We start from the raw sequence: 21,858 nt of genomic DNA, 5'->3' as shown, positions 1-21,858 counted from the left end.
TGAACTGGCCCGGCGTTCGGGATTGTCGGCGCACACGATCCGCTACTACGAGCGGATCGGGCTCCTGCCCTATGCCGACCGGGACGGCTCCCGCCAGCGCGACTACGACGCCTCGATCCTGAACTGGATCGAGTTCCTCGCCCGGCTGAAGACCACCGGCATGCCGATCCGCGAGATGCTGCGCTACGCGGCCTTGCGGGGAGCCGGGCCGGACACGGGTTCCGAGCGGCAGCGCCTGCTAGAAGCCCACCGGGAGACCGTGCGCGCCCGCGTCGCCGAATGGCAGGCCTGCCTGATCGTCCTCGACAGCAAAATCGCCGGCTATGCCGACGCCGAGACGAGGATCGACAACCATGCTGCATCCCTCCATCCCGAACGCCTCCACCCCGGTCGCCCCGCTTCCGGCCGGTCCCATTCCGTCGGGAGCCGAAAGCCGGCTCGAACGCGGTCGGCGCGCGCTGGCTGAAATCGACGGCAATGCCGGCACGGCGGTGATCGCCGCGCTCGCCGACATCGCGCCGGACTTCGCCACCTATGTGTTCGAGTTCCCGTTCGGCGACATCTATTCCCGCCCCGGCCTCGGCCTGCGCGAACGCGAGATCGCCACCATCGCGGCCCTGGCTGCCCTCGGCAACGCCGCTCCGCAATTGGAGGTCCATATCGAAGCCGGCCTCAATGTCGGCCTGAGCCGGGCCGAGATCGTCGAGGTGCTGATGCAGATGGCCGTGTATGCCGGCTTCCCGGCGGCCCTCAACGGCCTCTTCGCCGCCAAGGCGGTGTTCGCCCGGCGCACGGCGCGGGGCGAAGGCTAACGCGCGCTCCGCTCAGCGCCCGCGCGCATCCTCGATCACCATGGCGGCGCCCTTGTCGGCGATCATGATGGTCGGCGTGTTGGTGTTGCCCGACGTGATGGTCGGCATCACCGAGGCGTCGATCACCCTGAGCCCGGCCACGCCATAGACGCGCAGGCGCTCGTCGACGACCGCCGTCGGATCGCTCGGCAGGCCCATCTTGGCCGTGCCGACCGGGTGGAAGATGGTCGTGCCGATATCGCCGGCCGCCTTGGCGAGGGCCGCATCGTCGTCGCCGACGGACGGTCCGGGGAGATATTCCTCGGGCCGGAAGCGGGCGACGGCGGGCCGCTTCATCAGCCGGCGGGTGACCCGGATGGCATCGGCGGCGACCAGGCGATCGGCCTCGGTGGCCAGATAGTTCGGCGCGATTACCGGCTTGGCGGCCGGGTCGGCCGAGCGCAGGCGCACGCTGCCGCGCGAGGTCGGGCGCAGGTTGCAGGCCGAGACCGTGATGGCCGGGAAGCGGTGCAGCGGATCGCCGAACTTCTCCAGCGACAGCGGCTGGATGTGGAACTCGATGTCGGCCCGCTCAGCGGACGGGTTGGAGCGGGTGAAGATGCCGAGTTGAGACGGCGCCATGGTCAGCGGGCCGCTCTGGAAGGCGGCGAATTCGAGCCCCATCAGGGCGCGGCCGATCAGCGAATGGTAGGTCTCGTTGAGCGTCTTGACGCCGGTGACCTTGTAGATCGCCCGCTGCTGCAGGTGGTCCTGCAGGTTGCCGCCGACGCCGATCCGTTCGACCCGGGTCTCGATGCCGTGTTCGGCCAGCCAGTCGGGTCGGCCGATGCCGGACAATTGCAGGATCTGCGCGGAGCCGAGCGAGCCGGCCGAGAGAATCACCTCGCCGCGGCAGCGCACCGTCTTCGTCTCGCCGCCCTGCCGGAACCGGACGCCGACCGCCCGGCCCTGTTCGACCAGCACCTGTTCGACCAGAACCGAGGTCAGAAGGCGCAGGTTCGGTCGCTTCAGGACCGGCTTCAGGAAGGCGCGCGCGGTCGACCAGCGCAGGCCGCGCTTCTGGTTGACGTGGAAATAGCCGACGCCCTCGTTGTCTCCGGTGTTGAAGTCGCGCGTGCGCGGCACGCCCATCTCGGCGGCCGCGTTGGCGACCGCGTCGAGCACGTCCCAGCGCAGGCGCGGCGGCTCGACGCGCCATTCGCCACCGGTGCCGTGATGTTCGCTGTCGCCCATGAAATGGTCGTCGAGGCGGCGGAAGACCGGGGCCACATCGTCCCAGCCCCAGCCGGCGAGGCCGAGCTGGCGCCAGTGGTCGTAGTCCGCCGCCTGGCCGCGCATCGAGATCATGGCGTTGATGGCCGAGCAGCCGCCGATCACCTTGCCGCGCGGATAGCGCAGGGCGCGGCCGTTCAGGCCCGGCTCCTTCTCGGTCTCGAACATCCAGTCCGAGCGCGGATTGCCGATCGCGAACAGATAGCCGACGGGAATGTGGAACCAGATCCAGTTGTCCCAGCCGCCGCCCTCGAGCACCAGGACGCGCTTGGAGGCATCCGCCGACAGCCGGTTCGCCAGCACGCAGCCGGCCGAGCCGGCGCCGACGACGATATAATCGTAGTCCCCATCGATACTTGTCATTCCCGGCCATCTCCTCCCCGCCTCTCGCGGGCGGATCGGAGACATGTGCCATGCCGTCGCACCCCTCGGCAATCCGGAATGAGGCCCGGTTCCAGGGGAGCGCCGTCGACAATGACGGTGGCCGTGCCCGGCCGCGCCCGGCCCTACTCGACGATCTCGTAGTCGAGGGTCGCGGTTCCGCGGTCGAGCGGGGCGACGATCAGGTCCTTCACGTCGCTCTCCGCCCGGCTCGCCACCTCGCGCTGGATCAGTTCGGCGACGAAGCGGTCGAAGTCCGGAATCGGGTCACCGTCGGCATGACGGACGATCAGGTCGTCGGCCTTGGCGCGCTCGGGGACCACGACGGCGATCAACCTGTTCGGACCGGCCGGAGGCAGGATCTTGTAGCGGTAGCCCTGCTGGCGCGCCTTGGCCGACGGGATGGAGATCGAGCGTCCGGCCTCGATCGTGGCGGGCGACCCTTCCGCGCGCCCGCTCGGCATGCCCTTGGAGGGATAGATCTGGTGGGCCTGTCCGTCGGGTCCCTGGCTGAAAACGACGAGGCGGCCGGATGTCGAGGACAGGATGCGCAGATCGGCGAAACTGCCGACCTTGAGCCGATCGCCCTGAATGATCTGCAGCCGGACCTGGGCAACGGTGCTCGGCGCCGCCGCAGCGGCACCGGCCGTCAGCGGCACCAGCGCCTGATCGACGGCCGCCATCGCGGGCTTCGCCGCCTCAGGCAGCGGCGCGAACGCGGCGGCGGGCACGCGCTCCTTGATCCAGGCCTCGAAATGGCCGACGGATGCATAGACGTCCGGCAGCTTGTCGGTGCAGCCCTTGGGGCCGTAGCTGACGACGCCGACCTGGACGAAGCGGCTGCGCGCATCGAGGGCGAAGAGCGGGCCGCCGCTGTCGCCGTTGCAGGCTCCGAATCCCTTCGGCCGCGCAGCGCAGACCGTGGCACCGGAAATGCGCTCGCCGAGCGCCTCCCGGCACTTGGGTTCACCGATCAGGCCGACATCGAGCTGCAGCAGGGATTGCGACGTGCTGCCGTCGCCGCTGGTGCGGCCGAAGCCGATCAGGGTGGCCTTGGCGTCGTCCTTGACGAGGCCCGGGACCTCGCTGCCGCGGACCAGGGTCTGGCGGGCCGACTTGGCCGGTCGGGCAAGCTTCAGAAGGGCGATGTCGTTGGCGAAGGTCGTCGTCGAATAGTCGGCATGCGCGACCATCGCGGCGATCTCGATATCGCCGGCCGGCGCGGTATCGAGGTCGGCGGTGCCCTCGCGCACCGTGAAGGTCGCCTTGCCGGCGGCCTTGGTCATCGGCACAACGCAATGGGCCGCGGTCAGCACCCATTCGGCGTCGATCAGCGTACCACCGCAGAACAGCGACGGCTTCTTGTCCGGCTTGGTCATCATGATGGCGACCATGCCGGGCCATTGCCCGGGCTTGGCCGGCGCGCCGCCGATCACCCGGCCGCCCAGTTCGACCGACTTGGCAAGCTCGTCGAGCGATGGCTCGGCGCTTTCGGCGACCAGTTCGCGCTTCTCTCCCGGCTGCGGATCGGGCCCGCCGGTGACCGGCTTCCCGGCCTCCGGCGGCGCCGCCGGCGCCGCAGCCGCCCCCGCGGCTGCTCCCGCCGCCACGCCCGCTGCGGACCCGGCGGCCGGCAACACGCCGGACTTGCCATCGGCGGGGGCTTTCGTCTCCGTCGTGGCCTTGGTGTCCGGACCGCCCTTGGTCTCGGTTGTCGGTGCCGCGACGCCGGCCGCAGCCGGTTTCGCTTCGGGTGTCTTGGTGTCGGGTGTTTTGGTGTCGGCTTTCGAGGCGGCGGGCGCCGTGGCGTCGGCCGGACCCTTCGGCGGCGCGATCACTTCGCCGCTGCGATCCGCGGCGGGAACCGGGGCCGGCTTCGTCTCGGCGGCGGACGGTTGACCGGCCTTGCCGGGCTTGCCGGGCTTGCCGGCCTTCTCGCCGCGCACCGGCTTGGCCGGTCGCTTGTCGGCGCCGGCCGCAGCGCTCGCTGTTCCCTGAGGGCCGGCCGCCCGCGCCGGCCTTTCGGCCGAAGCGATCGAGACCAGCAGCGCCGCGGTCAGGATGGTTCCGACATTGAACACCGCTGCCAACGGGCGCTTCGGCCCGAGATCGTCCGTCTGCATGATGAGAAATCCTGACCGCCGGGATTCGTTCGGCGGGGGCCCCGCCGGCTGTCAGGAATGAAACCGCATCCCGGCGGGCCGGGCAAGGAAGCCGTCCCCAATCCGATGGGAAGGGCGCCCCGGCACGCCGGCAAGGCCTCCGATCAGGAGAAGAACGGCTGCCGCTTCTCGAAGAAGGCCGAGATGCCTTCACGGAAATCCGCCGTGCCGGCGGCCGCGACGAAGGAGGCCTTTTCGCGGTCGAGCTGCTCGTCGAAGCTCGCCTGCGTGGCCGACTGGATCAGCCGCTTGACCGATGCGGTCGCCCCGGTCGCCGAGGCGACCAGCCGGTCGGCGAGCCCGTCCACCGCAGCCATCAGATCATCCTTCGGCACGACCCGGTTGACCATGCCCCATTCGAGCGCCTTGTCGGTCGGCAGCGGCTGGTTGAAGAGCACGAATTCCAGCGCCCGCCGCGGTCCCATTAGACGGGTCAGCGACCAGGTCGTGCCGCCGTCCGGGCTGGTGCCGAGTTTGGTATAGGCCGACAGGAAGGTCGTCCCTTCCGCGGCGACGACCAGATCGCACGCGAAGGCGAGCCCGACCCCGCCGCCGGCGACCGGCCCGTGCACGGCCGCGATGACGACCGCGCGCATGTCCTTCATGATCCGCATCAGCCGGTGGAACTTGTCGATCAGACCGGCCGCCGTCCCGGGCGCGCCTTCGAGATCGGCATGAAAGCGGGCAAGATCGCCGCCGGCCATGAAGGAACGTCCGGCCCCGGCCAGGATCACGACCCGCACGGTGTCGTCCGCGGCCAGCGTCGAGAAGGCCGCCACGAGACCGTCCGCCATGGCCTCGTCGAGCACGTTCAGCACGCCCGGCCGGTTCATCGTCACGATCGCCGTCGAGCCGCGTCGCGATACCAATACGACGTCTTCCTGCCTGCGCTCCATATCCGTCCCTCCCGGTCCCGCCATCCCGATCAGCCGACCGGACGCCTATCCTCGATGACCTTGCCGTCGTTGGGCAGGCTGCCCGGCGGCACCAGTTCGATCGCCGCTCTGAGTTTCATGACCGACCTGACCGTCGCCGCCAAGGCGTCCGAAAGGCCCGGTCCGGGTGCCGCGCATTCCGCCTGGAGCGTCATCACATCCGCCTCCCCGGCCCGGGCGACGACCAGCCGTGCGCGGCCGACCTCGGTGTGCCGCGCCAGCACGGCGGCGACCTGCTCGGGCCGGACGAACATGCCCTTGACCTTGGCGGCCTGGTCGGCCCGGCCGAGCCAGCCGCGGATGCGCGCATTGCTGCGCCCGCAGGGCGAGCGGCCGGGCAGGATGGCGGAGAGATCGCCGAGCGCGAAGCGCAGCAGCGGCTTCTTCGGATCGAGGATGGTGACCGCCACCTCGCCGACCTCGCCCTCCGCGACCGGATCGCCGGTGCCGGGGCGCAGGATCTCCAGGATGATGTCCTCGTTGACGACCAGCCCCTCGCGGGCCGGCGTCTCATAGGCGATCGCGCCGCATTCGGCGGTCGCGTAGAGCTGATAGGCGTCGATGCCGCGCGCGCGGAACTCCGCCTGCAGCGAGGGCGGAAAGGCCGCGCCGGAGACGATGGCGCGGCGGATCGAGCCGACGTTGCGGCCCCGGTCGCGGCCGGCATCGAGGATCAGCTTGAGGAAGTCCGGCACGCCCGCATAGGCATCCGGCCGGTAGGCCTCGATCAGGTCGAGCTGGGCGTCGATATTGCCGGGGCCCGCCGGAATGACCGCGCAGCCGACCGCCCGCGCGCCGGCGTCGAAGCACCAGGCGCCCGGGGTCAGGTGGTAGGAGAAGGTGTTCAGCATCACCCCGCGCCGGCCGATCCCGGCGGCGGTCAGGGCGCGAGCGACCCGCCAGGGATCCTCGTCATGGGCCTCCGGCTCGAAGATCGGGCCCGGCGACATCATCAGCCGGCGGTAGTCGCCCGGCCGGCCCGGGATGGCGCCGCCGAAGGGCAGGCCCGAGCGCTGGAGGGCGGGCAGATCGGACTTGCGGAACACCGGCAGCCGGGCCAGCGCCGCGCGATCGACCACCGTCGCCGGGTCGACCTTGGCGAGGAGACGCCGCCAGGCCGGCAGTGCCCGGGCGGCGGCGACCACGGCGGGCAGCCGGGCCATCAGGTCCGCCTCGCGTCGGGCCGGCGCCTGCGTCTCGCGGCGGTCGTGGAATTTCGCCATGGATCGGACCCTCAGAGTTTATGAAGGGATCGAGGATGCGAAAGAATGCCCTTCGATATCATGGGTATTCTTCGCCCACGTCCGCACCTTTCGGGCATTCCTTCACATCCTCTCAGGCCAGCCAGCGCTTGCGCCGGCGGTAATGCTTGACCGCGTGATAGTCGACCTTCTGGTGGCCGCCCAGATAGGCGTCGGCCACGTCCGGATTGCTGCGCAGCACCTCCGCGGTGCCGCCCATCAGGATGCGGCCGTTCTCGATCAGATAGCCGGAATGGGCGATCTCCAGGGCGGCGGTGGCGTTCTGCTCGACCAGCAGCACCGCGACGCCGTCGCGCTCGTTGATCGCGCGGATGATGTCGAAGATCTCGTCGACCAGGAACGGCGCCAGGCCGAGGCTCGGCTCGTCGAGCATCAGGAGGCGCGGCTCGGTCATCAGCGCACGGGCGATCGCCAGCATCTGCTGCTCGCCACCGGAGAGATAGCCGGCCTTGGCCTTGGCGCGCTCGGCCAGCCGCGGGAAGGTCTGGAACATGCGGTCGATCAGGGCCGCGACATGGCCGCGGTCGCGATGCATGGTCGCCGCGGCGATCAGGTTCTCCTTGGGCGTCAGATGGCCGAAGACGCGCCGCCCCTCGAGCACATGGACGATGCCGAGCCGGACCCGGTCGGGCGGATCGATCGCCAGGATCGAGCGGCCGTCGAAGGCGATCTCGCCACGATTGACGGCACCGCGCTCCGGCTTGAGGAGACCGGAGATCGATTTCAGCACCGTGCTCTTGCCGGCGCCGTTGGCCCCGAGCAGCGCGACCAGGCCGCGCTCCGGCACCTCGATCGAGACGCCCCGCACGGCAAGGAAGACCTGGTCGTAGGCGACTTCGATATTGTTCAGCGACAGGAGCGCCATGGTTCCGACCTAACCCCGAGAAGCGCCCCGACCGCGCTGCGCGCGGCCGGGTTCCGTTGTGTCGATCCGGGTCACTTGCCGGTCGTCTTGAAGGTCTCGGAGTTCTTCTTGATCTCGCCCCAGACCACATCCTGGTTGGCCGAGAACCAGTCGGTGACGGGCACGAACTTCGCCCCGTCCCAACGCGAGATTCGGCCCATGCCGCCGCCCTGGTGGTCCTCGCGGGTCACCGTCGTCGGCGGCAGCAGGCCCTCGGCGGTGAAGTTGGTGATCGAGCGCAGGCCGTCATTGAGCCACGGACCGGTGACGGGGCCGTTCGGCGCCTTGGCGGCGGCGAGGCGGACGCCCTCGACCATCAGCGCACCCATCTGGACGCCGTAATTGTAGTAGGCGGTGCCGACCTTGGCCTCCGGCCCGGCGCCCTTCCCCTTGCCGACCACCTCGGCCAGGATGTCCTTGATGATCTTCGGTTCGCGGCCGCCGACGCAGGGCTCGACCTTCATCACGCCCTTGGCGGCATCGCGGCCGACCACATCCATGTCGGATTCCGACAGCCAGACGCTCGACGAGACCCGGTCCATCGGCAGGCCGTTGCGGATCGCCTCGGTCAGCGCCACAGTCTGGCCGACGCCGGCGCCCCAGAAGATCACGAAGTCCGGACGGGCGCGGCGCACCTGCGGCCAGATCGCCGACTGGTCGTTGCCCGGCGGGGTATAGGGGAAGGTCAGAAGCTCGAAGCCTTCCTTCTGCGCGAGCACCTGCAGGATCGACAGCGGCTCCTTGCCGAAGGGCGTGTCGATATGGACGAAGACGATCTTCTTGCCCTTCAGGCTGCCCTTCTCGGTCTTCTTGAAATTCTCGATGATCAGGCCGGCCTGGGTCCAGTAGTTGATCGACAGCGGCAGAACATACGGGAAGGCGGTGCCGTCGGCGGCGTCGCTGCGGCCCGAATAGGCGGTGATCATGTTGATCTTGTCTTCGAGCGCGCGCGGCACCAGGGCGCGGGCGACCGGGGTGGAGAGCGGATCGATCAGCACCGCGCCCTCGCGCTTGCCGCGCTCATAGGCCTCGATGGCGCGCGGCAGGTCGTTGGCGTGATCGGTCACGTCGGCGACGATCTTGTAGCCACCGACCCCGCCGCGCTCGTTGACGAGGGCGAAGTAGTCGCGCTGGCCCTGATTGTATTCGGACGTGACGAAGGTGTAGATGCGGGTGAAATCCTGCGCGATGGTGAAGCGCACGATCTTGTCCTCGGCATAGACCCGGGACGCGAAGCCGAACTGGGCCGCGACGGCGGCCGTGCCGGCGATGAAACTCCGACGATCGATCGACATGAGTGTTTCCTCCTAGCCCTTGTTCTGTTGGGGGGCCGTCACCGCTGGGCGTGGCGGAACGGCCAGACGAGCATGTAGTTGCGGAAGTTGGCGTAGAGCTTGGCGAGGCCGAGCGGCTCGTAGAGCAGGAAGCCGATCACCAGCAGGCCGTAGGCGAGCAGCGGCAGGTGGGCGCGCATGTCGATCGGCAGGTCGAGCCCGAAGGTCGCAGCCACGCTGCCGAGCATGTTGTTGAGGACGATCGGGGCAAACAGGATCAGCGCCGTGCCGAAGAAGGGGCCGAGCACGCTGCCGAGGCCGCCGACGATGATCATCGCGAGGATCTGGATCGAGAGCTCCAGGTGGAACTGGTCGGGCGAGACGGCGCGCAGATAGGCGACCGCCAGCACCGTCCCGACCACGCCGCCGATGAAGGACGAGACCCAGAAGGCCATCAGCTTGTAGCGGAAGGTCGAGACGCCGAGGATCTGGGCCGCATAGTCCTTCTCGCGCAGGGCGGCGAGCGCCCGCCCGAAACTGGTGCGCTTCACGTTGAGCATGAAGAGCGTGATCACGAAGCAGACGAAGAGCGCGAAATAGTAGGTCGCCCAATCGCTGGTCAGCGGCACGCCGAGGAAGCGCACCGACGGCACCTGCAGGGTGGCGAGCGTGCCGCCGCTGATCGCGGCATTGTGCGAGATGACGAAGTCGACGATGAACTGCATGGCGAGCGTCGCCATGGCCAGGTAGATGCCCTTCATCCGGAGCGCGGCGGCGCCGAACACCGTGCCGATGCCGGCGCTCATGATGCCGCCCGCGATCATGGCGATTTCGAGCGGCACCCCGAAGCGCACGAGATGCACGCCGGTATAGGCCCCGATCCCCATCACGGCGCCGTAGCCGAGATGGATCTGCCCGGCCCAGCCCATCAGCAGGTTGAGGCCGAGCGCGGCCGAGGTCCAGATCAGCCAGGGCAGCAGATAGCCGGTCAGCCACAGCCGGTCGAACAGGATCGGCGCAGCCAGAAGCACTGCGAGGACGGTCAGGATCAGGCCGCGGTCGAAGGCGAGCGGGAACAGCTGGCGTTCGTCCTGATAGCGGGTGTGCCGGATGCCGGCGCGTCTGTAGAACACGGGGCTACACCCTTTCGATATGTTCGCGGCCAAACAGGCCGTGCGGCTTGAACAGCAGCGTGGCCAGGATGATCACGGCGGCAACGATATCGCGCGTGCCGCCGCCGACCAGCGGGTCGACCACACCGGTGGCGAGGCTCTCCGCGACGCCGACGATGACGCCGGCGATCAGCACGCCGCCGATGGAATCGAGCCCGCCCAGGATGGCGATCGCCAGCGCCTTGATGAGCAGGAGCGAGAGCGACCAGTCGACGCCCTGCGTCGAGCCCCACAGGATGCCGGCCGCCGTGGCGGCGACCGCGCCGAGGCCCCAGGCGACCGCGATCGCCCGCTCGACCCGGATGCCGACCGACCAGGATGCGGTCTGGTCGTCGGCGACTGCCCGCATGACGACGCCGAAGCGCGAATTGAAGAAGATCAGCGAGGCGACGATCAGCACCAGCGAGATGCCGCCGCCGATCAGGGTGGCGCGGTTGATCAGGAGGTCGGCGACGAACAGCGGCGCTTGCGGGATGCCGATGTCGAGCCGCTTGACCGAGGCGCCGAACACGCCCGGCAGCAGCCCGCGCAGCATGATCTCGATGCCGAGGGTGAGCATGATGGTCATGATCACCGGCTGGCCGATCATCCGCCGCAATGCGACGCGCTCGATCAGCATGCCGAAGCCGAACATGCCGACCAGCGCACCGGGAATGGCCAGCCAGACCGGCGCACCGAGCCCGGCGAGCAGCACCCAGGCGACATAGCCGCCGGTCATCGCGATGGCGCCCTGCGCCAGGTTGGCGATGCCGGACGTCTTGTAGATCAACACCATGCCGAGCGAGACTAGGGCATACATCAGCCCCACGAAGACCCCGTTGACGGCGAGTTCGGCGATCAGCATCCAGTCCATGGGCGTCAGACCTCGCCGATCCGGAGGGTGCGCCGGATGACGCCCCGCTCGCCATTCTCGTAGGTGATGGCCGCTTCGTAGACGGTCTCGACCGCCCCGCCATAGAGTGCATCGATCAGCGGCGCATAGGTGGTCTCGATCATGTTGCGGCGCAGCTTGCGGGTGCGCGTGATCTCGCCGTCATCGGCATCGAAATCCTTGTGCAGGTTGACGAAGCGGCGGACGCGCAGGGCTTCGGGCTGGGTCTTGTTGACGTGCCGGACGACCTCGGCGACGAGGCCCTGCACCTCCGGCCGCTGCGACAGCTCGGCATAGGAGGTGTAGGACAGCGCGCGCTCTTCGGCCCAGTGGCCGACCGCGTCGAAATCGATGCAGACGATCGCGGTCAAGAGGTCGCGGCCGGCGCCGAGCACCGCGACGTTGCGGATATAGGGGCTGAATTTCAGCCGGTTCTCGATGAAGTTCGGGATGTAGCGCTCGCCCGCGGCGGTACGCACGACCTCGCTGACGCGGCCGAGCACGATCAGGTCGCCGTCTTCGTCGAAGCGGCCGGCATCGCCGGTATGCAGCCAGCCGTCTTCGATCGCCTTGGCGGTCGCCTCCGGGTCGTCGAAATAGCCGGGGATCACCGAGGGTGAGCGCACCAGGATCTCGCCGCTGTCGTCGATGCGGATCTCCGCCCCCTCGATCGGCCGGCCGACCGTGTGCAGCTTGACGTGGCCTTCGGTCTGGGCCGCGGTCAGCGCGCAGGTTTCGGTCTGGCCGTAGAACTGCTTCAGCTTGATGCCGAGCGCGCGGAAGAACAGGAAGGTGTCCTCGCCGAGCGCCTCGCCGCCCGTGAAGGCCCGCTCGGCCCGCGCGAGCCCGAGATAGTCGCGCAAGGGGGCGTAGACCAGCAGGTTGCCGATGGCGTCGACCACCCGTTCGGACAGCGTCGGCGTGCCGCCGGCCAGGCGCTTGCGCTCCAGTTCGATGGCGCGCGGCATGATGGTGTCGAACAGCCAGCGTTTGAACGGGGTCGAGTTCTTCATGCCGACCTGGACGCGGGTCAGCATCTGGTCCCAGGCGCGCGGGGCGGCGAGATAGAAGGTCGGCGAGACCTCGCGCAGGTCGCGCAACACCGTCTCCTGGCGCTCGGGCACGTTGATGGTCGCCGCCATCATCAGCCCGGCGCCGAGCGTGAAGACGAAATCCCCGACCCAGGCGGTCGGCAGATAGGCGTAGAGCTCCTCGTGCGGGTAAAAATAGCCGCTGCGGGCGGCATTCGCGACGCCCCGGGTGACATTGCGGTGGAGCAGCGGGATGCCCTTGGGCAGGCCGGTCGTGCCGGAGGAATGCAGCAGCACGGTCACGTCGTCGGGGCGGGCGGCGCCGATCAGGCGATCGCGCAAGCCGGGCTCGCGGGCGAGCCGTTCGCGGCCGCGGCCAACCAGCGCCTCGATCGACATCAGCCCGTCGGCCGCATAGGTGTCGAAGCCGCGCTCGTCGTCATAGAGGATGGTGGCCGCGCGGCCGGTGGCCGCACGCAGTTCCAGGAGCTTGTCGACCTGTTCCTGGTCCTCGCCGATGGCGATCATCGCGTTGCCATGCCGGGTGGCGGCGATCAGTTCCTCGAGCGGGATATCCGGAAAGGCCGGCGACGGGAAGGCGCGCAGCATGTTGGCGGCCAGCATCGCATAGTAGAGCCGGGGTCGGTTGTCACCGATCACCGTCATGGCGCTGCCGGCGGACAGCCCGAGCGTTTCCAGTCCCGCCGCGATGGCCAGAACCTCGTCGAGAACCTCGGTCCAGGTCTGCTCCTGCCAGATGCCGTAGCGCCGTTCGCGGAAAGCGACGCGGTCGCGATAGACCGTGGCGTTTCGGACCAGGGCGGCGATCAAGGTCTGCGGCAGGTCCGCCGCGGCGGTGAGCCCGGTCTGCACGAGGGGCGCCGTCATGTCGCCGCTCCCCCGCGCTGGCGCTTGGCCGCGCGCTCGCCCAGATAGGCACTGACCACGCTCGGATGGGCGATCGCCTGCGCGGGCGGCCCTTCCGCGATGATTTCCCCGTAGCTGAGAACCACGACATGGTCGCAGATGGCGGTGACCACGTCCATGTGGTGTTCGATGATCAGGATGGTGACGCCGCGGGCCTCGCGCGCATCGAGGATGAAGCGGGCGATATATTCCTTTTCCTCCTGGTTCATGCCGGCCATCGGCTCGTCCAGGATCAGGAAGCGCGGCTCGGAGACCAGCGCACGGGCCAGTTCGACACGCTTCTGCAGGCCGAGCGGGATCACCTCGACGGGCTCGTCGCGGATGTCCTGCAGCTGCATGAACTCGATCACGTCCTCGACGACGCGCCGATGCGCCAATTCCTCGCGCTCCGCCCACCACCAGTAGAACAGCGCCCCGAGCGCGCTCGGCCGCATGTGGACGTGGCGCCCGATCAGGATGTTGTCGAGCACGCTCATGCCTTTGAACAGGGCGAGATTCTGGAAGGTGCGGGCGACGCGGCGTTGCGCGACCTTGTGCGGGGCGAGGCCGGTCACGTCGTCACCGTAGAGCGTAATCTTGCCGCCCTGGGGCGGATAGAAGCCGGTGACCACATTGACCATGGTGGTCTTGCCGGACCCGTTCGGGCCGACCAGGCCGAGGATCTCGCCCTCGCGCACCTCCAGCGAAACGCCCTTCAGCGCACGCAGACCGCCGAAGGAGCGCTCGATGCCCTGGCAGCCGAGGACGACCGGCCGATCGGCGCGCGACGCGGCCGCGGACGGAATGGCGGGTGACGGGACGGTCGGGGCCCCGGTCATGCCGGCGACCCGCCCTGCTCGGCGGCCGTGCCGACCGTGCGGAAGACCACGCGCACCGGCCCCCACGCGAAGTGAAACTCACTCCACCTCAAGTCTAACCTCCCAGCCCGCGTCGTTCTTGTTCGTGTCGACGCTTAGTATTGCTTGTGAATGAATAGCACCCAGCCAGCACTGTCAACGCCGACATTGTAAGCCGTGATCATGCCACCGACCCTTCCGGCAACCGTTCAACCGGCGATCGACGGTAGCGCGCTGCGCATGGACAGACCGGGCGCACCGGTCAGCGCCGCTTCATACTCTGCCGCCAGGCGGCGGCAGAGTTCCGCCGCCGGCGGGATGTCGTCGATGCCGCCGATCCCCTGCCCGGCGGCCCAGATGTCGCGCCAGGCCTTGGCCTCGCCGGTGCCGAAATCCAGTTGCGCCGGCTTCGTCAGGTCGTCCGGGTCGCGACCGGCCGCCGCGATGCTGGCGCGCAGGAAGTTGCCCGGCACGCCGCTGATGGCCGGCGTCAGCACGATGTCGGAGGCGCGGCCGGCAAGCATCATCTCGTGCAGCGCCGCAGGGGCCTGGCTTTCGCGGGTCGCCATGAAGCGGGTGCCCAGATAGGCGAGATCGGCCCCCATCAATCGCGCCGCGGCGACCTGCGCGCCGTTCGACATGGCCCCGCCGAGGATCAGCGTACCGTCGAAGATGCGGCGCATCTCGGCCAGCGCGGCGATCGGGTTCAACAGGCCGGCATGCCCGCCCGCCCCGGCCGTTACCGCGATCAGCCCATCGACACCGGCGGCGGCGGCCTTCTCGGCGAAGGCGAGCGTGGTCACGTCGTGGAAGACAAGGCCGCCATAGGCTTGCACGGCCTTGATCAGATCCCGGTTGAGCCCGAGCGAGGTGATGATCAGCGGCACCTTGTGGGCGATCGCGACCTCGAGATCGCGGTCGAGCCGCGGATTGCTGCGGTGGACGACGAGATTGACGCCGTAGGGCGCCGCACCCGCCCCGGCCGGCGCGAGGCGCTCCGCGATCTGGTCGAGCCAGGCCGCGAAGCCCTCGGTCGTGCGCTGGTTGAGGGCCGGGAAGGTGCCGACGACGCCGTTGAGGCAGCATTCGACGACCAGATCCGGCCCGGAGATCAGGAACATGGGCGACGCGATGACCGGCACCGAGAGCCGGCCCGCAAGGGAATTCGGAATGGCCATCGCGGCGCTCCCCACTCGGCTCAGTACTGCTCGAAGCCGGTCAGCGGCTTGAAGGTCGCCGACTTGATGTCGTACTGGTAGACGGCGACGGCGGTTCCCGAGAGCTGCTTCTCGTTGGTGAAGTCGACCGGGGCACTCAGGCCGCCGGTATCCAGACCCTTGAGCGTACGCAGCTTCTCGACCGTGCAGGCGCGGGTCAGATCCTTGCCGCACTGGCGCATGGCCTCGATCAGCGCCTTCATGCCGATATAGGACGCATAGGTGTAGCGGCTGATGTTCTTCAGCTCGTCCTCGGACACGTATTTCTTGGCCAGTTCGCGGAACTTCTCGTTGGCCGGCCCGCTCAGCGAGACGTAGTCGCCGACCAGATAGTCGTAGCCGGCCGGTGCCAGCAGGGCCGCGGAGGCCGGGATGCCTTCGCTCCAGACTTCCGCCGGGATCAGCGGCATGTCGAGCTTGCGCGCCTCGGACAGGATGTTGGCGGCGCCGGCGAAGATGCCGCCATTGGCCAGTACCGTCACGCCCGCCTGCTTCATCTGCGCCACTTCGGCGGAGAAGTTGGTGGTGCCCTTCTTGAAGCGGATGCGCACCGGGGCCTTGAGGTTGAAGTCCTTCACTGCCCGGTCGAAGCCAACCTCGATGTCCTTGCCGAAGTCGTCGTCCTGGCGAACGAGACCATAGACGGCATCGGGCTTGGCCATCTTCTGGTGGATATATTTCAACTGGGCGTAGAAGGCGTTCTCGTAGGTGGCGCCGAAGGTGAACACGGTCGGGCGGACCGGGTTGTAGACGACCGGCGCCGGCGCCTGGCTGACCACGGTCGGCAGCTTGTGCTCGGTGATCAGCGGCATCATGGCGAGCACGTTGGCGGTGCCGGAGGTGCCATTGAGCGCGAAGATCTGGTCGACCTCCAGGAGCTTGGTCAGCGCCTGGAAGGAACGCGCCGGCACGTAGCCGTCATCCTCGGTGATGACCACGATCTTGCGGCCGTTGATGCCGCCGGCGGCATTGACCTCCTCGGCCGCCACCTTGGAGCCGACCGAGAAGCCGCGCCCGACGAAGGCGGCTGGGCCGGTCATGATGTTCACGTCGCCGATCTTGATGGTGGTATCGGTGACGCCCGGATCGGCCGCCAGGGCCGGACCGGCGACGAGCATTCCCAGAACGGCAGATGCGATCGTCTTCATGGTTTCCTCCGGGTATCGTACGTTTCTTAGTAGGCCAACGGCCAGTTGGACCAGTATTTCCGCGCATCCCGCCACATCCCGACGAGGCCGTCGGGCTTGAAGCGCAGGAAGACGACGATCACGAGACCATAGGCGATGCCGCGGATCTCGTAGACGTAGTTGGTGTAGAAGGTCGAATTCGGATCGGTTACCAGCGCGAAGCCGATGCGCAGGACCTCCGGCAGGAAGGACAGGAAGATCGCCCCGAGCACGGCGCCAGCGACCGATCCCATTCCGCCGAGGATGATCATGGCCAAAGCCTCGATCGACAGGATCAGGCCGAACACGTCGACATTCACGAAGCGCAGCTGCAGCGACAGCAGCGCTCCGGCGATGCCGACGAAGAAGGACGAGACCGCGAAGGCGAGCAGCTTGTAGCGGACGAGGTCGATGCCCATCGCCCGGGCGGCGATGTCGTGGTCGCGGATGGCGATCCAGGCCCGGCCGATCCGGGTGCGGGTCAGGTTGAGGGCCGCCAGGATCGTGCCGGCCGTCAGCGCGAGCGCCAGATAGTAGAGCGGCCAGCCGCGCTGCACGTCGTAGCCGAAGAGCCGCGCGCCCTTGACGAAGATGCCGTTGGGCCCGTGCGTCAGCTCCTCGGAATAGAGGATGATGTGGCTGATGATGAACGAGAAGGCGAGCGTGGTGATCGCCAGGTAGAGGCCCTTCAGGCGCAGCGACGGCACGCCGACGATCAGGCTGATGGCGGTCGCGGTCAGGCCGGCACCCGGGAGCGTCAGCCAGACCGGCAGCCCGTAGTCGGACAAGAGGATCGCGTTGGCATAGGCGCCGACCGCCAGGAAGCCCGACTGGCCGAGCGAGATCAGGCCTGTCTGCCCGGTCAGCATGTTGAGCGCCACCGCGCCGATTACCGCCGCCATGGCCGAGACGACCAGGGTCAGCATGTAGTTGCCGACGAGATAGGGCAGCAGGATCAGGCCGACCGCCAGCACGCCGACCCAGGCCCAGACGGCCGGGCTGTCGCTGAGGGCGACCAACTGGCCGGGCGAGGTCTTCAGGTGTCCCGTACGCATCTCACACCCGCTCGATATCACGGCTGCCGAACAGCCCGTAGGGACGCACCATCAGGACCAGGATGATGACGATGAAGCCGGCGATCTCGCGCATGCCCTCGCCGATATAGCCCTGCGACAGGCTCTCTATCAGACCGATCGCGATGCCGCCGACCGCCGCGCCGACGATCGAATCCATGCCGCCGAGGATCACGGCCGGGAAGGATTTCAGGCCCTGGAACCAGAGGTCCGGCGCCAGCTTGAAGTTGGCCGCGAACAGCATGCCGGCGATCGCGGCGATGCCGGAGGAGAGCACCCAGGCGAGCGCGTGGATGCGGCTGACGCTGACCCCGGTCAAAAGCGCCGCCGTCTCGTTGGCGGCGACCGCCCGCATGGCGATGCCGTAGCGGCTGAAGCGCATGAAGGCCCACATGGCGAGAACCACCAGTCCGAGCGCGGCGATCATGATCAGCTGCGCCGGATAGAAGGGCACGTTGCCGAGACGGATCACCGTGGTCGGGATGCCGGCATCGAAATTGGCCGGCTGGGAGCCCCAGACCACGATGATCAGGCCGCGCAGTATGACGGCCAGTCCGACCGTGACCATGACGATGGCGAAGGGCGGCTCGCCGAGCATAGGGCGAATGAAGATGCGTTCCAGAACCAGGCCGACCGCCATCGAGATCGGCACCGCGACCAAGAGCAGCGGAATGAAGGTGAGCCCGAAGGCGCCGGCGAGCGAGTAGCCGATATAGGCGGTCAGCATGACCAGCTCGCCCTGGGCGAAATTGACCACGCCGGTCGCCTTGTAGATCAGCGCGAAGCCGATCGCGATCAGCCCGTAGGTGGCGCCGGCGACGAGGCCGGTGGCGATCAGGAGAACCAGGAAATCCATCAGCCGGCCCTCCCGTAGATCTGCTCGATCTCGGCCCCGAACTTGGCCTCGATGGCCTTGCGACGCACCTTCATGGTGGCGGTCAGCTCGCCGTCGTCATGGTCGAGTTCCTTCTTCAGGATCACGAACTTGCGGATGTTCTCGACCCGGGCGAAACGCTCGTTGACGCGGTTCACCTCTTCGCGGATCAGGTCGTAGACCTGCTCGTGGGCGGCGAGCGTCGGATAGGTCGTGTAGGCAATGTTGCGCGACTGCGCCCACTGGCCGGTGGTGTCGAGGTCGATCTGGATCAGCGCGGCCAGGAAGTTGCGGCCGTCGCCGAGCAGGATCGCCTCACGGATGAAGGGCGAATCCTTCAGGGCATTCTCGATCAGCGACGGCGTGATGTTCTTGCCGCCGGAGGTGATCAGGATGTCCTTCTTGCGGTCGAGCACGGTCATCTCGCCGGTCGGACCGATCTCGACGATGTCGCCGGTCAGGAGCCAACCGTCGCGCACGGCGCGCGCGGTCGCCTCCTCGTCGAACAGATAGCCCTTGAACACGCTCGGGCCGCGGATCTGCATTTCGCCATCCGCGGCGATGCGCTCGTCAATGCCGTCGATCTTCGTGCCCGACGAGCCGAGCGTGGTCGCTCCGGGGCGCTGGGTGTGGCAGACGCCGGCCGATTCCGTCATGCCGTAGATCTGATAGACCGGCACGCCGATGGTCCAGAAGAACAGCAGCACCTCCGGCGAGACCGTCGCCCCGCCGCAGAAGCCGGCGCGGACCCGGTCGAGCCCGAGGAAGGTCTGCAGGCCCCGGAAGCAGGCGATCCACAGCGACGCATAGGTCAGCCGGTCGCCGAGCGAGGCGAAGCGGCCGCCATTGGCCATACGCCGCAAGGCGATATCGCGGCCGAGCGCGAGGCTCCTGGCCAGCACGCGCTGCTGCAAGGGCGTCGCGTCCTTGAGCCTGTAGAAGATGCTCTGCTGCATCTTCTCCCAGATGCGCGGCACGCCGAGAAAACCCTTCGGCGCCACCTCGCGCAGGTTGACAACGACGGTATCGATCGATTCCGCGAAGCTGACCGTGCAGCCGGTGACCAGTTGCATGACGGTCGAGAAGCTGCGTTCGGCGACATGGCAGAGCGGCAGATAGCACAACACCGAATAGCTCTTCGCATCCAGCCCGTGGATGCGCACCACCTCGCCGGCCGAATGCAGCATATTGCGATGGCTGAGCATCGCGCCCTTCGGATGGCCGGTCGTGCCGGAGGTATAGACGATGATCGCGGTGTCGTCCGGTCGGCCGGCGGCGAGCGCGGCATCGACGGCCGGCCCGAGTTCGGCGGCGCGGTCGCGACCGAGCTGCAGGACGGCCTCGAAGGCGGTCAGCCCATCCTCGGAGTATCCGCGCATGCCCTTCTGGTCGATGGTGACGATCCGCTCCAGGTCCGGCAGGCCGCCGTCGAGACGGCGGGCGTCGAGCACCTTGTCGGTCTGCTCCTGGTCGCCGCAGACGACGAAGCGGGCGCGCGAGTGACGCAGGATATATTGCATCTCCGGCCAGGGATTGGTCGGGTAGAGGCCGAGCCCGGCGCCGCCGAGCATCTGGGCGGCCAGATCGGCCAGGAACCATTCCGGGCAGTCGTCGGCCGCGATCGCGAGCCGGTCGCCTGCCCGGAAGCCGAGCGCATGGAGGCCGATGGCGAAGGCCCGGGTGCGCTCGAAATAGTCCCGCCAAGTGGTCTGCCGCCAGAGCCCGCGCACCTTCTCGCGCAGCGCCAGGGCGCGCGGCATCTGGTCCGCGCGCCAAGCCAGGATCTGCGGCATGGTCCGGGTCGTGAGGAGATCGGCCTCGGTCATGCTGCCTGCTTCGTCCCGAGATAGGCCTCGATCACGGCCGGGTCGGCGGCGACCTCGGCCGGCGTTCCATCGGCGATCTTGCGGCCGTGATTGACGACGCAGACGTGGTCGGAGATGTCCATCACGATGCCCATGTCGTGTTCGACCATGAACACGGTCATTCCGAGTTCCTCCTTGAGGTCCAGGATGAAGCGGGCGATGTCCTCGCGCTCCTCCTGGTTCATGCCCGAGACCATCTCGTCGAGCAGAAGCAGCCGCGGCCCGATGGCCAGCGCCCGGCCGAGTTCGACCCGCTTCTGCTGGCCGTAGGAGAGCGTGCCGACGACATGGTCGCGCAGGTCCTCGATCTCCAGGAAGTCGATGATCTCCTCGACCCGTTCGCGCGCCTTCAACTCCTCCCGGCGCGCCCGTCCCCAGAAGAAGGCGGCCGAGATCGGATCCGCGCCGAGATGGGTGTGCAGGCCGACGAGCAGGTTGTTGACCACGGTCTCGTGCTTGAAAACGGCCAGGTTCTGGAAGGTCCGGGCGATGCCGAGCCGTGCCAGCGCATGGGTCGGCAGGCGCGTGATGTCGCGTCCGTCGAACACGATCCGGCCGGAGGTCGGTGCCAGCACGGCACTGATCAGGTTGAACAGGGTCGTCTTGCCGGCCCCATTCGGACCGATCAGGCTGTAGATCTGTCCCTCCTCGACGGAGAGACTGACCTCGTTGACGGCGGTCAGCCCGCCGAAGCGTTTGCTGACGCCTTCGAGTTCGAGAATCCTGCTCATGACAGCCACCGCTTGCGACGCTTGTAGTGCTTCACGTCGCGCATGCTCTTCCGTTCGCCGGCCGCGAAGCCGAGATAGAACTCCTGCACATCGTCATTGGCGGCCAGCTTCTCGGCCGGGCCGTCCAGCACGATGCGCCCGTTCTCGATGATGTAGCCGTAGCTCGCCGCCTTCAGCGCCACCTGGGCGTTCTGCTCGACCAGCAGCACGGTCAGCCCGGTGTCGCGGTTCAGCGCCAACACGGTCTCGAAGATCGTCTCCACGATCTGGGGCGCGAGGCCGAGCGACGGCTCGTCGAGCATCAGGAGCCGCGGTCGCCCCATCAGGGCCCGCCCGATCGCGACCATCTGCTGTTCGCCGCCCGACAGGTAGCCGGCGATCTGCTTGCGCCGCTCCTTGACGCGGGGGAACATGGCATAGATCCGCTCCAGCCCCTCGCGCGTTTCGGCCGGCGAGCGGAGGTAGCCGCCCATGATCAGGTTCTCCTCGACCGTCAGGGTCGCGAACAGCGCGCGCCCCTCCGGCACCTGGAGCAGCCCACGCTCGATAATCGCCCGCGGCGGGGCGCCGAGGAGGCTGCTGCCCTCGAAGCGGATGTCACCGCCGATGACCTCGCCGTCTTCCTGGCCGAGCACGCCGGAAATCGCCTTCAGGATGGTCGACTTGCCGGCCCCGTTGGAGCCGAGCAGGGCGACCACCTTGCCCTGCGGCACGGTCAGCGACACGTCGCGCACCGCCTGTATCGAGCGATCGTAGAGGACTTGGACGTTGGTCAGCGCAAGCATGCCACCATCCCGTCCCGCAGCGCGACACGACACCATGCTGCATGTGCTAAATGAACGAGACTTATCAACGACCACCCCCGCTCGTCCCGATCGGGCGCTGAAAGCTGCGGAACTCGGTTCGGCGCACCCGCATCGGGCGCTGCCGTGGCCGAATTTTGCGCCTGTTCACGCCGGTTCCTTCCCGATTGCGTGCCTTCTTTCGAGGCACTTGCATCGCATCGAGCGATGATGAATGATGTTTATTAGTGGCGACCCCAGTGTCTTTGTCAATGCGGTCGGAGGCCTAATTCGTGGCTTCCGGGACAGCC

General features: G+C 68.1%; 19 protein-coding genes. 2 read left to right on the top strand and 17 right to left on the bottom strand.

Translation table 11 applies throughout. The features are described from left to right. The first annotated feature begins 22 nt into the window (after positions 1-22). A complete protein-coding gene (locus KL771_RS25955; protein WP_390867761.1) occupies positions 23-466 on the top strand; it encodes a MerR family transcriptional regulator in 444 nt (147 codons plus the stop codon). Continuing rightward, positions 354-812, top strand: a complete 459-nt coding sequence (locus tag KL771_RS25950) for a carboxymuconolactone decarboxylase family protein (protein ID WP_390867759.1) — start codon at positions 354-356, stop codon at positions 810-812. Before KL771_RS25955 ends, KL771_RS25950 begins: the two co-directional genes overlap by 113 nt. 12 nt (positions 813-824) lie before the next feature. Here the strand turns inward: KL771_RS25950 and KL771_RS25945 are convergent, their stop codons facing one another. From KL771_RS25945 to KL771_RS25865, 17 genes are all read right to left on the bottom strand, one after another. After that, complete coding sequence (locus tag KL771_RS25945; RefSeq protein ID WP_261971416.1) at positions 825-2,447, bottom strand: GMC family oxidoreductase; 1,623 nt, start codon at positions 2,445-2,447, stop codon at positions 825-827. Positions 2,448-2,590: 143 nt separating this feature from the next. After that, complete coding sequence (locus KL771_RS25940) at positions 2,591-4,588, bottom strand: trypsin-like serine protease (RefSeq protein ID WP_261971415.1); 1,998 nt, start codon at positions 4,586-4,588, stop codon at positions 2,591-2,593. Between the two features lie 143 nt (positions 4,589-4,731). Then, on the bottom strand, positions 4,732-5,523 hold the full coding sequence (locus tag KL771_RS25935; RefSeq protein WP_261971414.1) for an enoyl-CoA hydratase/isomerase family protein: 792 nt from the start codon (positions 5,521-5,523) through the stop codon (positions 4,732-4,734). 29 nt (positions 5,524-5,552) lie between these two features. Continuing rightward, a complete protein-coding gene (locus KL771_RS25930; RefSeq protein ID WP_261971413.1) occupies positions 5,553-6,785 on the bottom strand; it encodes a phenylacetate--CoA ligase family protein in 1,233 nt (410 codons plus the stop codon). A 112-nt stretch (positions 6,786-6,897) separates the two neighbouring features. Beyond that, complete coding sequence (locus tag KL771_RS25925) at positions 6,898-7,689, bottom strand: ABC transporter ATP-binding protein (RefSeq protein WP_261971412.1); 792 nt, start codon at positions 7,687-7,689, stop codon at positions 6,898-6,900. 71 nt (positions 7,690-7,760) lie between these two features. Continuing rightward, positions 7,761-9,023 carry an ABC transporter substrate-binding protein gene (locus tag KL771_RS25920; RefSeq protein WP_261971411.1) on the bottom strand — a complete coding sequence of 421 codons (1,263 nt, stop codon included), beginning with the start codon at positions 9,021-9,023 and terminating at the stop codon, positions 7,761-7,763. Positions 9,024-9,061: 38 nt separating this feature from the next. Continuing rightward, positions 9,062-10,135 (bottom strand): branched-chain amino acid ABC transporter permease, encoded by a 1,074-nt coding sequence (locus tag KL771_RS25915; RefSeq protein ID WP_261971410.1) that lies wholly within the window; start codon positions 10,133-10,135, stop codon positions 9,062-9,064. Between the two features lie 4 nt (positions 10,136-10,139). Continuing rightward, positions 10,140-11,027: a branched-chain amino acid ABC transporter permease gene (locus KL771_RS25910; protein ID WP_261971409.1), complete on the bottom strand. Its 888-nt coding sequence runs from the start codon at positions 11,025-11,027 to the stop codon at positions 10,140-10,142. Positions 11,028-11,032: 5 nt separating this feature from the next. Beyond that, entirely contained in the window at positions 11,033-12,964 is a 1,932-nt protein-coding gene (locus KL771_RS25905) for an AMP-dependent synthetase/ligase (protein ID WP_261971408.1), read from the bottom strand. Next, positions 12,961-13,821, bottom strand: a complete 861-nt coding sequence (locus KL771_RS25900; RefSeq protein WP_261971407.1) for an ABC transporter ATP-binding protein — start codon at positions 13,819-13,821, stop codon at positions 12,961-12,963. Before KL771_RS25900 ends, KL771_RS25905 begins: the two co-directional genes overlap by 4 nt. Before the next feature lie 227 nt (positions 13,822-14,048). Next, positions 14,049-15,017 (bottom strand): NAD(P)H-dependent flavin oxidoreductase, encoded by a 969-nt coding sequence (locus tag KL771_RS25895; protein WP_261971406.1) that lies wholly within the window; start codon positions 15,015-15,017, stop codon positions 14,049-14,051. Between the two features lie 20 nt (positions 15,018-15,037). After that, positions 15,038-16,204 carry an ABC transporter substrate-binding protein gene (locus KL771_RS25890; protein WP_261971405.1) on the bottom strand — a complete coding sequence of 389 codons (1,167 nt, stop codon included), beginning with the start codon at positions 16,202-16,204 and terminating at the stop codon, positions 15,038-15,040. Positions 16,205-16,230: 26 nt separating this feature from the next. Next, complete coding sequence (locus tag KL771_RS25885) at positions 16,231-17,277, bottom strand: branched-chain amino acid ABC transporter permease (protein WP_261971404.1); 1,047 nt, start codon at positions 17,275-17,277, stop codon at positions 16,231-16,233. A gap of 1 nt (position 17,278) precedes the next feature. Next, positions 17,279-18,151: a branched-chain amino acid ABC transporter permease gene (locus KL771_RS25880; RefSeq protein ID WP_054357346.1), complete on the bottom strand. Its 873-nt coding sequence runs from the start codon at positions 18,149-18,151 to the stop codon at positions 17,279-17,281. Continuing rightward, positions 18,151-19,995, bottom strand: coding sequence for an AMP-dependent synthetase/ligase (locus KL771_RS25875; protein ID WP_261971403.1), 1,845 nt, complete (start codon positions 19,993-19,995; stop codon positions 18,151-18,153). Before KL771_RS25875 ends, KL771_RS25880 begins: the two co-directional genes overlap by 1 nt. Beyond that, on the bottom strand, positions 19,992-20,765 hold the full coding sequence (locus KL771_RS25870; RefSeq protein ID WP_261971402.1) for an ABC transporter ATP-binding protein: 774 nt from the start codon (positions 20,763-20,765) through the stop codon (positions 19,992-19,994). The genes KL771_RS25875 and KL771_RS25870 overlap by 4 nt, the downstream gene beginning before the upstream one ends. Further along, positions 20,762-21,550, bottom strand: a complete 789-nt coding sequence (locus KL771_RS25865; RefSeq protein ID WP_261971401.1) for an ABC transporter ATP-binding protein — start codon at positions 21,548-21,550, stop codon at positions 20,762-20,764. Before KL771_RS25865 ends, KL771_RS25870 begins: the two co-directional genes overlap by 4 nt. Between the last annotated feature and the right edge of the window lie 308 nt (positions 21,551-21,858).

This window comes from Prosthecodimorpha staleyi, assembly GCF_018729455.1.
Classification (GTDB): domain Bacteria; phylum Pseudomonadota; class Alphaproteobacteria; order Rhizobiales; family Ancalomicrobiaceae; genus Prosthecodimorpha; species Prosthecodimorpha staleyi.
Note: the sequence above shows the minus strand (reverse complement) of the source record. Positions and strands in the feature narration are given on the sequence as shown.

Excerpts from the sequence above, each read along its gene's own strand:
- KL771_RS25885 (WP_261971404.1), bottom strand. The coding sequence starts at position 17,277 with ATGCGTACGGGACACCTGAAGACCTCGCCCGGCCAGTTGGTCGCCCTC.
- KL771_RS25900 (WP_261971407.1), bottom strand. The coding sequence starts at position 13,821 with ATGACCGGGGCCCCGACCGTCCCGTCACCCGCCATTCCGTCCGCGGCC.
- KL771_RS25875 (WP_261971403.1), bottom strand. The coding sequence starts at position 19,995 with ATGACCGAGGCCGATCTCCTCACGACCCGGACCATGCCGCAGATCCTG.
- KL771_RS25945 (WP_261971416.1), bottom strand. The coding sequence starts at position 2,447 with ATGACAAGTATCGATGGGGACTACGATTATATCGTCGTCGGCGCCGGC.
- KL771_RS25940 (WP_261971415.1), bottom strand. The coding sequence starts at position 4,588 with ATGCAGACGGACGATCTCGGGCCGAAGCGCCCGTTGGCAGCGGTGTTC.
- KL771_RS25905 (WP_261971408.1), bottom strand. The coding sequence starts at position 12,964 with ATGACGGCGCCCCTCGTGCAGACCGGGCTCACCGCCGCGGCGGACCTG.
- KL771_RS25895 (WP_261971406.1), bottom strand. The coding sequence starts at position 15,017 with ATGGCCATTCCGAATTCCCTTGCGGGCCGGCTCTCGGTGCCGGTCATC.
- KL771_RS25880 (WP_054357346.1), bottom strand. The coding sequence starts at position 18,151 with ATGGATTTCCTGGTTCTCCTGATCGCCACCGGCCTCGTCGCCGGCGCC.
- KL771_RS25920 (WP_261971411.1), bottom strand. The coding sequence starts at position 9,023 with ATGTCGATCGATCGTCGGAGTTTCATCGCCGGCACGGCCGCCGTCGCG.
- KL771_RS25910 (WP_261971409.1), bottom strand. The coding sequence starts at position 11,027 with ATGGACTGGATGCTGATCGCCGAACTCGCCGTCAACGGGGTCTTCGTG.
- KL771_RS25925 (WP_261971412.1), bottom strand. The coding sequence starts at position 7,689 with ATGGCGCTCCTGTCGCTGAACAATATCGAAGTCGCCTACGACCAGGTC.
- KL771_RS25930 (WP_261971413.1), bottom strand. The coding sequence starts at position 6,785 with ATGGCGAAATTCCACGACCGCCGCGAGACGCAGGCGCCGGCCCGACGC.
- KL771_RS25890 (WP_261971405.1), bottom strand. The coding sequence starts at position 16,204 with ATGAAGACGATCGCATCTGCCGTTCTGGGAATGCTCGTCGCCGGTCCG.
- KL771_RS25950 (WP_390867759.1), top strand. The coding sequence starts at position 354 with ATGCTGCATCCCTCCATCCCGAACGCCTCCACCCCGGTCGCCCCGCTT.
- KL771_RS25935 (WP_261971414.1), bottom strand. The coding sequence starts at position 5,523 with ATGGAGCGCAGGCAGGAAGACGTCGTATTGGTATCGCGACGCGGCTCG.
- KL771_RS25865 (WP_261971401.1), bottom strand. The coding sequence starts at position 21,550 with ATGCTTGCGCTGACCAACGTCCAAGTCCTCTACGATCGCTCGATACAG.
- KL771_RS25870 (WP_261971402.1), bottom strand. The coding sequence starts at position 20,765 with ATGAGCAGGATTCTCGAACTCGAAGGCGTCAGCAAACGCTTCGGCGGG.